Source organism: Rhodothermales bacterium (genome assembly GCA_034439735.1).
Classification (GTDB): domain Bacteria; phylum Bacteroidota; class Rhodothermia; order Rhodothermales; family JAHQVL01; genus JAWKNW01.
Genome location: JAWXAX010000230.1, coordinates 20477 through 35247 on the forward strand (window position 1 = coordinate 20477; position 14771 = coordinate 35247).

The following is a 14771-nucleotide window of genomic DNA, read 5'->3' on the forward strand; positions in this document are numbered from 1 at the left end:
CGAGGGAGGTTGGGGGATAAAAAAATCAGGCGATGGCCGGCCCCGCTTCGGGGGCGCCGGCGACGACAGCAGATGGCGCGGCCATCCAGACACGCTCGAAGAGCGCTACTTCGCTACCGGCCCACGCCACCGTAACGGCCGCTCGTACGAGGAGGAGCCCTTGCTGGAGCAAAAAGGCGACCCACACGCCGGCGGCGGAGGATGCGCCCTGGGCGCCGATAAGCGTCGGGACGGCGAGGATGGCGAGGGCAACAAAAAACCAGAACAGGTACAGCACGCTGGCGCTGCCGTGTCGGAAGGGCCACACAGCCCCGGTTGCAAACGCCGACAGGGTGCGCTCATGGCGGACGACCAGGGCCAGCCGCCCGTAACGTTCGAACAGATCGACCATCGCCATACCGGTGATCAGCAGGGTGGGGCGGATCACGAAAAACGTCCAGAATGTACCGACCTCGCCGCTCCAGGCGGCCGCTAGTGCGCTCGAAGCTACGACGACGACGCTGCCGATCAGGATGCGAATCAGCAGCCAGATGAGCGCTAGCAGGATCCCACGCGGCGCATACCGGCCGACGCCGCGCCAGAAAGGCCACGTGCCGCCCTGTTGCAGGGCGTAGACGAGCCCGACGCCGGCGACGACGCGCCACGCCATATAAAGCGGGATGAGCCAGAGCAACTGGAGCGCTACGGCGTCCAGGCTGGGACCGATCTGAACGAGTGCCTCTTGCCAGAGCAGGATGTCGAAATCGAGGAGCTTCTGGTCCCCGAATCCGCTCTGACCGATGCTGTCGACCAGCAGTTGGTAAAGGGGGAACGAGAGGAGGAGCGCGCTGACGAGGTTGACGGCATAGACGAGCAGTACCAGCGTCGGACGCCGGCGGGCATCGTCCAGTCCGGCTCGGATGCTGGTCGATACAGGATTCGACATAGGGATGAAACGAGCTTGAGGAGTCGATCGGGGGGGGTGTTAGAACAGGCCGCCGAACAGATAAAACAGTTGTTGGAGCCAGACGGTCGCGTTGAACTGCTGCCGGCGGGCGTAGGTGGTTTCGGGTTCAACGAGCCGGCGGTTGTTCAGGCGATCGACATCGAGCCATACGATGTGGTCGGGGTCGATAAATACTTCCGCGATGGGCGTGTCTCGGTTGAACGACAGCTCGTGTTTCGCTCCCTGTCCGTCCCAGGCCACGTCCTCGACGGAGCCGTCGGCGAAGCGCACGCGGACGACTTGAGGGAATACGCCGTTGTCCTTTCGGAGGAGCGTCGCCACGCTCTGGTAGCGCCCGCCGTCTTCCGTCGGCGGGGTGTTGACGATCGCGTCGACCGCGTAGTCGACCACGGCGGTGCCGTACACGTAGGGATCGAAAAACCAGGTCATGGGCTGGCCGGCGACCTCCTCGACGATCGCGATGAAGTCGCGCGTCGTGGGATGCTTGAACCGCCAGCGTTCGTAGTAGGTATGCAGGATGCGCTGCATGGCGTCCCAGCCGAGGTAGCGTTCGAGCGTGGCGAGCACGACAGCCGGCTTGGCGTAGGAGGCTTTTCCGTAGTCGGATGATGACATCTCCCAGGTTTTTGCGAACATGGGGCCGCTGGAAGGATTGTTTTTGAGGTAGCTCATGCGCTGCACCTCGCCGTCGCTCAGTTCAATGCCAGGGATGTCCATCACCGAGCCGCGCCCGTAGTGCGTATCCATGATGCGCATTTCGATGTAGGAGTTCATCCCTTCGTCCATCCACGATTCCTCGAACTCGTTGCTGGCGAGGAGGCCATAGAAGTACTGGTGTCCAAATTCGTGAATCGTCACCAGTTCGAGTGGGCGCGCCCATTCGGGCAGCATATAGAACGTGCCGCAGGTGATGAGGGTGGGGTACTCCATGCCGTTGCTGCCGCCGATGCCGTCGACCAGCGTAAGGGTGTCATAGGGGTATTCGCCGAGCCACTGGTCGTAGTAGTCGAGCGCGACTTTCGCGGCGTCGAAGTGGCGCTGGACCTGGGCGCGGTGTTCGGGTTGGATGAGGAGTTTGATGGCGACGTGGCGCCACTGGTCGGTGAATTCGAGCAGGTCGCCGCTGGCCGTCCAGGCGAAATCGTGCACATCGTCGGCGCGGTAGGTGACCTGTTTCTGGCCGTTCAGGATGACCTCGCCCACCTGTTTACCCGTGGCGCCGATGCGGTAATGTTCGGGCGCCGTGAGGGAGACTTCGTAGGTGCCGAAGTCCGCGTAGAACTCGCTATTGGCGTGGAACTGGTGGGTATTCCACTGGCCGGCGGGGGCGTCGGCCGGCACATAGCGCTGGCCTGGGACTTCGTAGACGCCGAGTTTGGGAAACCACTGGGCGACCATGAAGAACAGGCTGTCGTTGTCCTTGCGTTCCCAGCCGGTGCGCGCGAAGATCTGCGGCATGCGGGAGGTGAAGTCGATATCCAGCGTGATCTCGGCGCCAGGGGCGACGGGTTCGGGGAGTTGGACGGAAACGACCGTGCGATCCTGCGTGTTGTCGTCGTCCGGATGGATGAACGTGATGGCGTCGGTGAGGTCGATCGATTCCGGAGCGGCGCCGAGTGGGCCGGCGTCGCCGGGGGTGTTGCGGACGATCTGCATCCGGTTGATGTCGATCCCTCCCCAGCGTTCCTCGCCGTCGGCGGAGAAGCCGCGGTGCCGGCCGCCGCTTTCCTTCATGAACGTACTGGTGGAGTCTCGGAAGGCGTTCAGGTAGAGGTGGAACTGGAGTTCGCCGACCGGGACGGAATCCGGGTTGCGCCAGGTGACCCGTTGCCGGCCCTCGATCGACCGGGTGGAGGGATCGAGGGTGACTTCCATCTCATAGGCGACGCGTCGTTCGCTGAGGGGGCTATCGTGGATCGTCTGCGCCGCGGCCGGGATGCTGACGAAGCACACGAGTCCGAGTCCAAAGGCGATTTTGAAGGCGCGCACGCCGGCGCCATGAACCTTATGCATACAACTTGCGTTGGGTGAAAAGCCGACGGAAACAGCCGGCAGCGCCACATGAAACGGCGCGTGACAACGAAGAATCCGGTCTTTATGGTACGCCGCGGGCTACCGAGTTGCAACGTAAACCAGCGCTTCCCGCATGATGTCCCTACCCGCCCGCGTGACCATCGCCGAGGTCGGCATGCGCGATGGCTTCCAGTTCGAGGCGAAGCCGATTCCCACCGACCTGAAGCGCGAGGTGCTGCAGGGCCTGGTGGCGGCCGGCGTGCCGCGGATCCAGGTCACGTCGTTCGTCCACCCGACGCGGGTACCGCAGATGGCGGATGCCGAAGAGTTATGCGCCCGGCTGCCCGAGGGTGACACCGTGTACACGGGTCTGGCGCTGAACGCGCGGGGCGTGGAGCGGGCGGCGGCAGCCGGCCTGGGGTTCGTCGATCTGTCGATCTCGACCAATGATCGACATAGCCGCGACAATGCGGGTATGTCGCTCGTTGAGGCTATCGAGGAGGCTGAAGTGATGATCGGCCTTGCCCGCCGGCTGGGGATTCAGGCGCAGATGGGCCTCCAGTGTGTGTTTGGCTACGCCGCGCCGGGCGACACGCCGTTGGATCGGGTGGTAGATTTGGCGCGCCGGTATGCCCTTCTCGGGCTCGAGTCGCTCTCCCTGGCCGATACCACCGGGATGGCCCATCCTGTATCGATCCAGCGAGTGGTAGAAGAGGTCCAGTCCGTCGTTGGGGATGTGCCCATCGTGCTGCATCTTCACGACACGCGCGGCCTGGGCATGGCCAACGTGCTCGCCGCGCTTCAGGCCGGCGTGACCCGGTTCGACGCCTCGATGGGCGGCCTCGGCGGATGTCCGTTTATCCCGGGCGCGACAGGCAATATCGCGACGGAGGATACGATCTATCTACTCGAAGCCATGGGGATCGAGACGGGGATTGACCGCCGTCGGGTGGGGGCGATCACGCGCGGGTTAGAGGCGTTTTTAGGCCGTGAGTTGCCGGGTAAGATGCATCGGCTGGACGTGAAAAGTCACGCCTCCTGATAGCTCTCGATCGGTGGGCAGGCGCAGACCAGGTTGCGGTCGCCATAGGCGTCATCGAGCCGGCGGACACTGGGCCAGAACTTGGATGCACGGAGCCAGGATGCCGGGAAGGCGGCTTTTTCGCGCCCGTACGGCATCGTCCACGCGTCGGCCGTGACCATGGCGGCGGTGTGCGGGGCCTGCTTGAGGACGTTGAGCGTCTGGTCCGCGATGCCGAGTTCGATCTCCTGGATCTCGGCGCGGATAGAGATCATCGCCTGGACGAAGCGGTCCAGCTCCGCCTTCGACTCGCTCTCTGTCGGCTCGATCATCATGGTGCCGACGACAGGCCACGAGACGGTCGGGGCGTGGTAGCTGTAGTCCATCAGGCGTTTGGCCACATCCTGTTCAAGTACGCCGGCTTTCTGGCGGAATGGACGGAGGTCCATGATGAACTCGTGCGCGACGAAGCCTTGCCGTCCCTTGTAGAGGATGGCGTAGTGGCTTTCGAGGCGCTTTGCGAGGTAGTTGGCGTTCAGAATAGCCAGCTGGGTCGCGCGTTTGAGGCCGTCCGGCCCCATCATGGCGATGTAGGCCCACGAGATGAGGAGGATGCTCGCGCTGCCGAACGGTGCCGCCGAGACCGGCCCGGTGGCCTGTTCGCCTCCGGTGGCCACCACCGGATGGCCGGGGAGGAAAGGCGCCAGGTGGCTCCCTACGCAAATCGGCCCCATGCCGGGTCCGCCGCCGCCGTGCGGGATGCTGAACGTCTTGTGGAGATTGAGGTGGCAGACGTCGGCGCCGAAGTCGCCCGGCCGGCACAGGCCCACCTGGGCGTTCATGTTGGCGCCATCCAGATACACCTGGCCCCCGAAGCTGTGGACCACCTCGCAGATTTCGCGGATCGACTCGTCGAATACGCCGTGGGTGGAGGGGTAGGTGACCATGATGGCCGCGAGCTTATCCGCGTTCGCGGCCGCTTTCTCGCGCAGGTCGGTCATGTTGATGTCGCCGCTCTCCGTGCTCTTCACGATGACAACCTGCATGCCGGCCATTACCGCGCTGGCCGGGTTCGTGCCGTGGGCCGACTCGGGCACGATACACACGGTACGGTGCGTGTCGCCGCGGCTGAGATGGTAGGCGCGGATCACGAGGAGCCCGGTGTACTCGCCGGCGGCGCCGGAGTTGGGCTGGAGCGACACCGCGTCGAAGCCCGTGATCTCCGCGAGCCAGTCCGCCAGTTCATCGATGACGACCCGGTAGCCGGCGGCCTGCTCGGCGGGCGCAAACGGGTGCATCTTGCTGAAAGCCGGAAACGAGACCGGCATCAACTCGGCGGCGGCGTTCAGCTTCATCGTACACGAGCCCAGCGGGATCATGCTCGTAGTGAGCGACAGGTCCCGCGAGGACAGGCGATGGATGTACCGCATCAGCTCCGTTTCCGAGTGGTACTGGTGGAATACGGGGTGTGTGAGGTAGGGGCTGGTGCGGGCGAACGCGCCGAAGTCGGCCGGCGCGGCCTCCTCGGCCAGTTCCTCCGCGAAGAGCTCGCCGGATGCTTCGCGGTCGAACAGCGCGAGGAGCGTGTCCAGGTCGTCGATGGTGACGGTTTCATCGAGGGCGATGCCGATGTTGCCGCCGGCATAGGCCCGCAGGTTGATGCAGTTGGCGTCCGCCGCGCCGAGGATCGATTCTTGTTCGTCGGGCGTGAGTTCAACGCAAAGGGTGTCGAAATACAGATCGTGCTTGAGGGTATAGCCGAGTTGTTCGAGCCCATGGGCCAGGACACGTGTGGCGCCGTGTACGCGTTCGGCGATGGCCCGGAGGCCGCGCGGCCCGTGGTAGACGGCGTACATGCCGGCCATGACGGCCAGGAGCACCTGGGCCGTGCAGATGTTGGAGGTCGCCTTATCCCGTCGAATGTGCTGTTCGCGGGTCTGGAGCGCCATGCGCAGCGCCGGCTGGCCGGCGGCGTCGATCGACAGGCCGATGATCCGGCCGGGCACCTGCCGTTTGAATTCGTCGCGGGTGGCGAAGAAGGCCGCGTGGGGGCCGCCGTAACCCAGGGGCACGCCGAAGCGCTGGCTGTTGCCCACCGCGGCGTCCGCGCCGACCTCGCCGGGGGGGATGAGGAGCGTGAGGCTGAGCAGATCTGCCGCGACGACGACCAGGGCGCCGGCGGCGTGCGCGGCCGCGCAGGTGTCTGTGTAATCGTAGACCGCGCCGTCGGTCGCCGGATATTGCACGAGCGCGCCGAAGACCGACTCATCAAAAGTAAAGGCGCGGTGATCTCCGACCACGACCTCGATCCCCAGCGGTTCAGCGCGCATCTGAACAACGGCTATGGTCTGCGGGTGGCACGTGTTGGAGACGAGGAACCGATGTCGGTCCTGTCCCTTGACCAGGCGCTGGAACATCATCATGGCCTCGGCGGCGGCGGTGCCTTCGTCGAGCAGAGAGGCGTTGGCGATTTCGAGGCCCGTGAGATCGAGCACCATCGTCTGGTAGTTCAGCAGCGCTTCCAGCCGGCCCTGTGCGATTTCGGCCTGGTAAGGGGTGTACTGGGCGTACCAGGAAGGATTTTCGAAGATGTTGCGCTGGATGGCCGGCGGGGTTACCGTGTCGTAATAGCCAAGGCCGATAAACGAGCGGTAGACCTGGTTCCGGGCCGCGAGTTCGCGGGCGCGGGCAAGCAGGCCATATTCCGTAAGAGCCGGCGGCAGGGCGAGGGGTTCGGTGCGTCGGATCGAGGCCGGCACCGTGCGTTCGCTGAGCACGTCGAGCGAGGGCACGCCAACGACCCGGAGCATGTCCTGGATATCGGCGTCGGAGGAGCCGTTGTGGCGGCGGTCGAAGGAGTCGGTGAACTGGAGGTCGATGGGCATACGGGCGCAGGCATTCAGCAACGGGACGATACCTCCGCGGCGGGTAAAGTAAGCCTTCAGAGCGGCAGGCTGGCCATCCGGGGCGCGGTATCTGGATGGGGCTGGAAAGGCGCGACGAACCGGGAAGTTTCTCGTCCCTCGAACCCGCCGCGCATATTCATAAAATAACCCTTATCCGCCTTTTTCGCGGAGGCGTTTCAGCGCTTCGCGCGCGGCGCGCTGCTCGGCGAGTTTTTTGCTGCCAGCCTGGCCGCGGCCACTCGGGTTGCCCTGCAGGATGGCCTCGACGGTGAAGGTGCGCGCGTGGCTCGGGCCGTCCTCGGAGACGACGCAATAGGTGGGTTGGGACCATCCCCGGGCCTGGGCAAATTCCAGGAGGAGGCTTTTGTAATTGTCGTGGTGCTGGGACAATTCGGCGAGGTCCACGTCGGCGAACATCGTGCGATGAATAAACGTCCGTGCGGCCGTCAGCCCCAGATCCAGGTAGATCGCCCCGATGAGCGCTTCAAATGCATCGGCCAGGATAGTGCGGTTCTCCCGGCCCTGCTCCTGGATCATGTTTTTGCTCATCAGGATGAATCGGCCGAGGTCGATCTGCTCGGCGCACTCGGCCAGGGCTTTGCCGTTGACCAGCTTGGCGCGCAAACGCGTCAGAAAGCCTTCATCCTTCGTCGGGAAAATCTGATAGAGATGTTCGGCGGTGATAAAACCCAGGACCGCATCTCCCAGGAATTCGAGCCGTTCATTCGACCGCAACGCTGTATTCGTCTCGCCCCGAAGCAGCGAGCGGTGACGCATGGCGCGCTCGTACAGGCTCATGTCGCGGACGCGGAAACCGACTAACTGTTCAATCTCCGGGCGGGCGAGGGGGGAAGGGGGGTGTTCTCGCCGGAAGTAGCCCCCGAAGAGTCCTCGAATAAGCCTTTGAAGAAAGGAAGTCGATGTGTTCGACGCGGCAGACTGCAAGATCGCGCACCATTGGTCATTACTTCGGCACAAAGATAAGCGAAAACATAAAAAAAGAAGTCACCCCTCGGAAGTGCTCATGATTTAGGGGAGAGTCCTTCGTATTTTCACACCTTACTTTCGCTTTCGATTTTGTGTAGCATCACATGTCATACACGTCGCTCAATCCGGCCACCGGCCACGTGATCGCTACCATGTCCTGCCAGGGACCCGATGCCGTGGAAGACGCGCTCGTTCGCGCGACCGCTACGTATGCGATTCACCAGTACGATTCCTTTGCGACACGCGGGGCGTTATTTGAGGAGCTCGCGGAACTGCTCGAACGCCGGCTCGAGGCGCTTGCCGCACTGATCGTTTCGGAGGTAGGCAAGCCGATCCGGCAGGCGCGTGGGGAAGTGCGGAAGTGCGCGTCCGCATGCCGGTATTATGCCGCGCACGCCGAAGCTTTTCTGGCGAATGAGACGGTGGCCACCGAGGCGCGCACCTCGTATGTCGCGTTCGATCCGCTGGGAACGATCCTGGCGATCATGCCCTGGAATTTTCCGTTCTGGCAGCTATTTCGGTTTGCCGCGCCGGCGTTGATGGCCGGCAATGTCGCCATCCTCAAACACGCCACCAATGTGCCGCGCTGCGCCGATGCCATCGCCGGCCTGTTCCGCGATGCAGGCTTTCCGGCCGGTTTCATGCAGAACCTGTATGTGGAGCACGAGGCCGTTGAAGCGTTGATTGCCGACCCCCGGATCCAGGCGGTGACGCTTACGGGCAGCAGCCGCGCCGGCCGCTCCGTGGCCGCGCTGGCGGGACAGGCGCTGAAAAAAGTGGTCCTGGAGCTCGGCGGCTCGGATGCATTTATCGTCCTGGCTGATGCCGACCTCGAGGCGGCCGTCGAGGCGGCGGTTGCAAGCCGCATGCAGAACAACGGGCAGAGCTGTATCGCCGCGAAGCGGTTCATTCTGGATAGATCGATTGCCGACGCCTTCCTGGAGGCTTTCGTCGCGCGCGTCGAGGCGTTACAGGTGGGGGACCCGATGGCGGAAACGACGGACATCGGCCCGATGGCGCGGGCTGATCTGCGGGACACGCTCCACGAGCAGGTGCTTCGTACCGTTCAGGAGGGTGGCCGCCTGATTACCGGCGGCAAGGCGCTCGCCGGACCGGGCTTTTATTACGCGCCGACGGTGATCGGGGACGTAGAGCCAGAGATGACGGCCTTTCAAGAAGAGCTCTTCGGACCCGTTGCGGCGGTGAGTGTGGTGCAGGACGTGGACGAGGCGATCTACTTCGCCAACCGGTCCCGCTTCGGGTTGGGCGGGACGCTATTTACCCGCGACCGCGCGCGGGGGGAGATGCTCGCACGCCAGCTTCAGGCCGGCTGTACATTTGTCAATGCGATGGTACGAAGCGATCCGCGGCTGCCGTTCGGGGGAGTCAAGGAAAGCGGCATCGGGCGTGAACTCTCGCATTTCGGGATGCGGGAGTTCGTGAACATCAAGTCGGTGTGGGTGGAGTGAGCATCCGAACTCCGTTCGGCTGTGGTTCAAGGGGGATCAGGTTTAAGGTTTAAGGAATGGAGATCAGATCAATACCCTCCCTCAAGCCTTTAACCGTGAACTTCAAACCCTAATACGCTGGACAGTTTTGTAACGGGAACGTGCCTGACTACCAGGAATGACCGGGATGTGCGATAACTGTCCACAGTTTTTCACTTTTCACTTCCCACTTTTCACTTTTCACTTTTCACTTTTACCTTCCCCCATGCCCCTACCGTCTCCTCCGATCCCTCGTATCGTCATCGTCGGCGCCGGCTTTGGCGGGATCACACTGGCTCGGGCGCTACGCAAGGCGCCCGTCGACGTGCTCCTCATCGATAAGCAAAATTTCCACACGTTCCAGCCGCTCCTCTACCAGGTCGCCACGGCGGGGCTTGAGGCCGAGGAGATTGCCCATGCCGTTCGCGGGATGTTCCACGGGCAGCGCAACTTCGCCTTCCGGATGGATACCGTGGCTGGCATCGATATGCTGCGGAAACGGGTTTTGTTCGAGGATGAGGCCGAGATTTCCTACGACTTTCTGGTGCTGGCGGCCGGTGCGGTAACCAACTACTTTGGAGTCGAGGGGGCGGAATCAAACGGTTTTTCGCTGAAGAGCCTGCCCGAAGCCATCCGCCTGCGGTCCCACATCATCGGGATGTTTGAACGCGCGAGTGAGCATCCCGAGTTGATCGACGATGGGGCGCTGTCGCTTGTCGTGGTGGGTGGCGGCCCTACGGGCGTGGAGATGGCCGGCGCGTTATACGAGCTGGCCTGCAAGGTGCTCGCGCGCGATTTCCCCGCCCTGGCGATGCAACGGGTGTCGATTCGATTGATCGAGGCGCTGGATCGTCTCCTTACCCCGTTCCATCCCGATTCACAGGCGCATGCGCTCAAAGCGCTGCGGAAGCGCGGGGTGGACGTGATGCTGGATCGGCAAGTGGTCCGCGTCACAAAGACCCGCGTTTATCTGAGCGATGGCGCGGAGCTGCAGGCCCACACGCTGATCTGGGCCGCAGGCGTCCAGGCCAATCCGCTCGCCGGCGCCCTTGGACTGGAGCGCGTGCGTGGTGGCCGGCTCGCGGTCGCGCCCGATCTCAGCCTGCCCGGGTACCCCGAGGTATTCGCCATAGGAGACGTGGCCGGTAGTAAAGATGAAACGGGAACGCTGCACCCCCAGCTGGCGCCCGTTGCCATGCAGGGCGCGCATCACGTGGCGCGTACCATCCGGGCGCGGCTAGAGGGTAAAGCCTCCTCACCGTTTGTGTATACCGACCGGGGTATCATGGCGACAATCGGGCGGAATACGGCCGTGGCAGAGTTGTGGGGAGGGATCCGAACCCGTGGATTTGTGGCGTGGGTGATGTGGCTCGTGCTCCACCTGATGCAACTGGTCGGGTTCCGCAACAAGCTCCAGGTGCTCATCAACTGGGCCTGGAACTACGCCACATACGACCGGAGTGCGCGGCTGATTCTGCCCATCGGCGAGAAGCGGGAGTAGGGAGTATGGGAGTGTGTTGGATTGTAGCCTATTAGCCACCCCCCCACTCCCACACTCCCATCCCGACTTACTTCATCAGCAGCATCTGCCGGATCTGGCTGAAGGAGCCGGCTTCGATCTTGTAGAAGTAGGCGCCGCTGGGCAGGTTGTGTGCCTGGAACTGGACCTCGTGCGTGCCGGCGGCGAGGGCGCCGTCGACGAGCACGGCCACTTCACGTCCGAGGAGGTCGTACACCGCGAGGCGGGTATTGGCCTGCTCGGGGAGCCCGAAGACGATGGCGGTCGTCGGGTTGAAGGGGTTCGGGTAGTTCTGGGTGAGAGAGAACTCGGTGGGCAGGTCGGCCGCGAGGCGTTCCATGGCCGGCGTGTCGAGGGTCAGCTCGCCGGCGGAGCCGGTGATGCCCTGGATGGCGTCAACGCGTCCCCAGCCGAAATAGGTGTCGTTACCCGGGTTGTCGCCCAGCTTATCCGACCAGTTTTTCATGATATCCCGGACGCGGTAGATGTCCGCATTCGGGTATTTCCCGCGGATGATCGCGGCGACGCCGGCGGCATGTGGGGCGGCCATGCTCGTTCCACCCGCCCATCCCCAGCCATCGGCGATGGTGCTGAAGACGAGGTCGAACACCCAGCAGGGGCGGACGAGGCCGCCGACGAGGCAGTTCTCGTTCCCCGGGTAGAGGGCATCGCCGCCGGGGCCGGCGAAGTCGATACTATTCTTGCCATAGTTCGTGTAGCTCGTCGGGATGTCCAGGTTGGTCGACGGGTCGAGCGCCCACCCGATGGGGGTGGTCGCGGAGATGGAGAGAACGTCATCCGCGTCGGACGGCAGGTGGATGTAGCCGGCATCCAGGTTGGTGGCCGAATTGCCCGCCGAGGCGATCACGAGCACGTCGTGGGCGCGGGCGTAGGCGGTAGCCACTTCCAGCGCGGCGCGGACTTCTTTCTGCGCGCCGTCGAACTGGCCGGCTTTCGGAAAGAGCGCGCCGAGGCTCATGTTGATGACGTCCGCGCCCTGGTCGACGGCGTGGACGATACCGGCGATGACGCCGTCAAACGAGCCGCTGCCGGTGAACTCGGACAGCACCTTCACCGCGATCAGCTTGGCCTCGGGGGCGACACCGATCGTGCCGATGCCGTTGTCGGCCGCGAGCACGGTGCCGGCGACGTGCGTGCCGTGGTTGAAGAAGAATCCGGGCTGAACGCAGACCGCCTCGCCGGCGACGAACGAGGCGCTTTTGGCGAGCATCAGGTTGGGCGCGATGTCCGGATGGTCGCAGTCCACACCGCTATCGAGCACGGCAACCGTGACGCCCTTGCCGCGGGCGCCCTGATTCCAGGCCTCGACGGCGTCGACGGCGTCATGGCCCCACTGTAGATCGAAGAAGAAGTCGTCGTCGCCGCTGGCCGGCGGGTTGCTGAAATCCTGGGTTAGTACGGCCTCGCGCTTGATCGGGTTGACCCAACGGACAGTCGGGTTGGATGTCAGGAATTCGATGGAGGCATCTCCCGAAAGGTCTGCGACAAATCGCGGATTGGAGGTCGCTACGGCTACCATCTGGATACTGGACAGATCCCGGGTGACGGTTCCGCCGGCGGCGGTGATCCGGGAGACGGCGGCTTCCATCTGGCCGTCTCGGGCGCGCACCAGGTAACTGTCCTGAGCGCTAGCTTCCATGCCGGCGGCGCCCCACGCCAGGGTAGCGGCCAGTAATGTCTGCTTGAGTAATGAGTTCGCTTTCATGTGGAGTTGTGGATTGGTAACGATGAAACATCACAAACGGGAGGCGAAAGACGAGGGGCCAGAGACCTATCAGAGCGTAACCGGGGAATGTATGGCTCCGGGAAATGACTGTGGATCAACATAACTCGAAACTGCAGTACTGAGCATACTCGTTCTGGCCAAATTGTCGTGCCGATGATGCGCCAATGGCCTATGTCTGCATGTACTTTCGTACTGCGCCAGCTGCCAGATGCAAGACAAAAAATGCCCGGCAGATTGAGTCTGCCGGGCATTTCGCATGAGCCGGGGGGAGGACGCCTCGACTACATGTTGGCGTAGACGGGTTGTTCTTCGCGGATCGTTTCGGCGGCCGTGGTAGCGGGGCGCGTCTCCTCGACACGCACCAGCACGGGGCGGTAGCTCGGCACGGCCGGTTCGAGCGTCGCCGGGGCTTCCTGAGCCTGCTCGGCGTTGGCGCTGCGGCTGAGCATGATCCATCCGGCGATGCCGGCGATGGTTGATGCGATCAAGATGCCCAGCTTCGCGCTATCGATCATGGCGGCATCGGTGAAAGCCAGGTTCGAGACAAAGAGCGACATCGTGAAGCCGATGCCGGCCAGCAGGCTCACGCCATAAAACTGAGCCCAGGTGGTGCCGGTGGGCATTTCGGCGAGCCCGAGCCGGATCGAAAGCCAGGAGAAGAGCGTGACGCCGATCTGCTTGCCCAGGAAAAGCCCCGCGATTACGCCGATCGTCACATGGCTGGTGAGCGCGGCGGTGATGTCGGTGCCGACAAACCGGACGCCGGCGTTGGCAAAGGCGAAGACCGGCATGATCAGGAAGGCGACCCAGCCATGGAGGGCGTGTTCCATGCGGACGAGCGGCGAACTGACTTCCTTGCAGGCATGCTCGAGGTCGTGCACGACTTTTTCCTGGCCGTGTTTGAGTTCCTTCTGATTCGGCTCGCTCATCCCCATGTACTTGTACGCGAGGTCCCGGCTGACGGCGATGAAAGCGTACGCGCCTATCTGGCGGGTAGACGGGATCGTGAGTGCCAGTAACACACCCGAGATCGTGGCGTGGATGCCGCTCTGCAGGAAGGCCACCCAAAGCCCGATGCCCAGCATGATGTAAGGCGCCGGCCGGCGGACACCCATCCGATTCAGGGCGACGAGCGCCGCCAGGAAGCCGCCGCCGATCGCCAGGCTCGTCAGGTTCAGCTGCGCCGTGTAGAAAAAGGCGATCACGAGCACAGCGCCGAGGTCATCGACGATCGCGAGTGCAGTCAGGAAGATCTTCAGCGACAGCGGCACCCGCTTGCCGAGCAGGATGACGACGCCGAGGGCAAACGCGATGTCCGTGGCCATCGGGATGCCCCAGCCGCCGGCGGAAGCGGTGCCGGCATTGAAGATGGCATAGAAAGCAGCCGGCACGATCATCCCCCCGATCGCCGCCATGATCGGCAGCGCGGCTTTCTTCGGAGAGGCTAGCTCACCCGTGAGCATCTCACGCTTGATCTCGAGCCCGACCATAAAAAAGAAGATCACCATCAGGCCGTCGTTGATCCAGTGCATCAGGTGCATGGATATCATGCTGTGGCCGATCTCGAGCGCGATGTGGGTTTCCCACAGGTGAAAGTACGCAGCCGAAAACGGCGAATTGGCCCACACAATGGCAGCCACCGCGCACAACAACAGTAAGATCCCGCCAGAGGCTTCCATATGGATGAAGCGCTGTACCGGGAGGACGAAGGCTTTCGTGAAGAATCCTGGATTCTGGTGCGTTACCTGCATGGCGTCTTAACCTCGAGTAAAAGGAGTCGATGAAGCGGGTAGAGCTTCTCGGAATGGGCTGTCCTGGCCGGGTAGGCCGCTCATAGGGCGAGACTACGACGACGTATCCCGCGTCTGCTGGCTGAACTGGCCACGTGCCTCGATCGCTATAGCCCCTGGCTGACGCTATGGCATGGTGTTATGCCTGGCGCGGCGGGCATCACGATCTGCCGGTGGGCGGCGACGTGGGACAACAGCCTGTGTGTGTTTCCTGACCGTGTGGCTCAGCGCCTGTGGGGAGGGCCGACAGACGCTGAAGCAGGCGGGGCTTCCCATGCCGCATCGTTGCTCGGGGAAGGGCGCACCTGCTAACGAAAGTATCGGCGTGGCGCGGTTGGACTTAAATGGGGGGAGG

General features: G+C 63.4%; 9 protein-coding genes. 3 read left to right on the forward strand and 6 right to left on the reverse strand.

Annotated elements, in window-relative coordinates; genetic code table 11:
- Nucleotides 1–25 precede the first annotated feature (25 nt).
- Entirely contained in the window at nt 26–925 is a 900-nt protein-coding gene (locus SH809_16690) for a hypothetical protein (GenBank protein ID MDZ4701352.1), read from the reverse strand.
- Nucleotides 926–964: 39 nt separating this feature from the next.
- Complete coding sequence (locus SH809_16695; GenBank protein MDZ4701353.1) at nt 965–2959, reverse strand: M1 family metallopeptidase; 1995 nt, start codon at nt 2957–2959, stop codon at nt 965–967.
- A gap of 133 nt (nt 2960–3092) precedes the next feature.
- Here SH809_16695 and SH809_16700 point away from each other — a divergent pair, with 133 nt between their 5' ends.
- The gene (locus SH809_16700) at nt 3093–4001 is read left to right on the forward strand and encodes a hydroxymethylglutaryl-CoA lyase (GenBank protein ID MDZ4701354.1); all 909 of its coding nucleotides are present in this window, start codon (nt 3093–3095) and stop codon (nt 3999–4001) included.
- Here SH809_16700 and gcvP read toward each other — a convergent pair.
- The gene (gene gcvP, locus SH809_16705) at nt 3989–6865 is read right to left on the reverse strand and encodes an aminomethyl-transferring glycine dehydrogenase (protein ID MDZ4701355.1); all 2877 of its coding nucleotides are present in this window, start codon (nt 6863–6865) and stop codon (nt 3989–3991) included. The two genes, SH809_16700 and gcvP, sit on opposite strands and share 13 nt — an antisense overlap.
- 171 nt (nt 6866–7036) lie before the next feature.
- Nucleotides 7037–7864: a ribonuclease III gene (gene rnc / locus SH809_16710; GenBank protein MDZ4701356.1), complete on the reverse strand. Its 828-nt coding sequence runs from the start codon at nt 7862–7864 to the stop codon at nt 7037–7039.
- Nucleotides 7865–7977: 113 nt separating this feature from the next.
- Between rnc and SH809_16715 the strand changes: the two genes are divergently transcribed.
- Both SH809_16715 and SH809_16720 read left to right on the forward strand, forming a co-directional pair.
- Nucleotides 7978–9342, forward strand: coding sequence for an NAD-dependent succinate-semialdehyde dehydrogenase (locus SH809_16715; GenBank protein MDZ4701357.1), 1365 nt, complete (start codon nt 7978–7980; stop codon nt 9340–9342).
- A 244-nt stretch (nt 9343–9586) separates the two neighbouring features.
- Nucleotides 9587–10861, forward strand: coding sequence for an NAD(P)/FAD-dependent oxidoreductase (locus SH809_16720; GenBank protein MDZ4701358.1), 1275 nt, complete (start codon nt 9587–9589; stop codon nt 10859–10861).
- A gap of 67 nt (nt 10862–10928) precedes the next feature.
- On the opposite strand, the gene SH809_16725 is transcribed toward SH809_16720, so the two are convergent.
- Both SH809_16725 and nhaA read right to left on the reverse strand, forming a co-directional pair.
- The gene (locus tag SH809_16725) at nt 10929–12605 is read right to left on the reverse strand and encodes a S8 family serine peptidase (GenBank protein ID MDZ4701359.1); all 1677 of its coding nucleotides are present in this window, start codon (nt 12603–12605) and stop codon (nt 10929–10931) included.
- A gap of 302 nt (nt 12606–12907) precedes the next feature.
- A complete protein-coding gene (gene nhaA, locus SH809_16730; GenBank protein ID MDZ4701360.1) occupies nt 12908–14377 on the reverse strand; it encodes a Na+/H+ antiporter NhaA in 1470 nt (489 codons plus the stop codon).
- Nucleotides 14378–14771 lie beyond the last annotated feature (394 nt).

Bases quoted from the DNA above. Each gene is read 5' to 3' on its own strand.
- SH809_16695 (MDZ4701353.1), bottom strand. From the start codon at position 2,959: ATGCATAAGGTTCATGGCGCCGGCGTGCGCGCCTTCAAAATCGCCTTT.
- nhaA (MDZ4701360.1), bottom strand. From the start codon at position 14,377: ATGCAGGTAACGCACCAGAATCCAGGATTCTTCACGAAAGCCTTCGTC.
- gcvP (MDZ4701355.1), bottom strand. From the start codon at position 6,865: ATGCCCATCGACCTCCAGTTCACCGACTCCTTCGACCGCCGCCACAAC.
- SH809_16690 (MDZ4701352.1), bottom strand. From the start codon at position 925: ATGTCGAATCCTGTATCGACCAGCATCCGAGCCGGACTGGACGATGCC.
- SH809_16720 (MDZ4701358.1), top strand. From the start codon at position 9,587: ATGCCCCTACCGTCTCCTCCGATCCCTCGTATCGTCATCGTCGGCGCC.
- SH809_16700 (MDZ4701354.1), top strand. From the start codon at position 3,093: ATGATGTCCCTACCCGCCCGCGTGACCATCGCCGAGGTCGGCATGCGC.
- SH809_16715 (MDZ4701357.1), top strand. From the start codon at position 7,978: ATGTCATACACGTCGCTCAATCCGGCCACCGGCCACGTGATCGCTACC.
- SH809_16725 (MDZ4701359.1), bottom strand. From the start codon at position 12,605: ATGAAAGCGAACTCATTACTCAAGCAGACATTACTGGCCGCTACCCTG.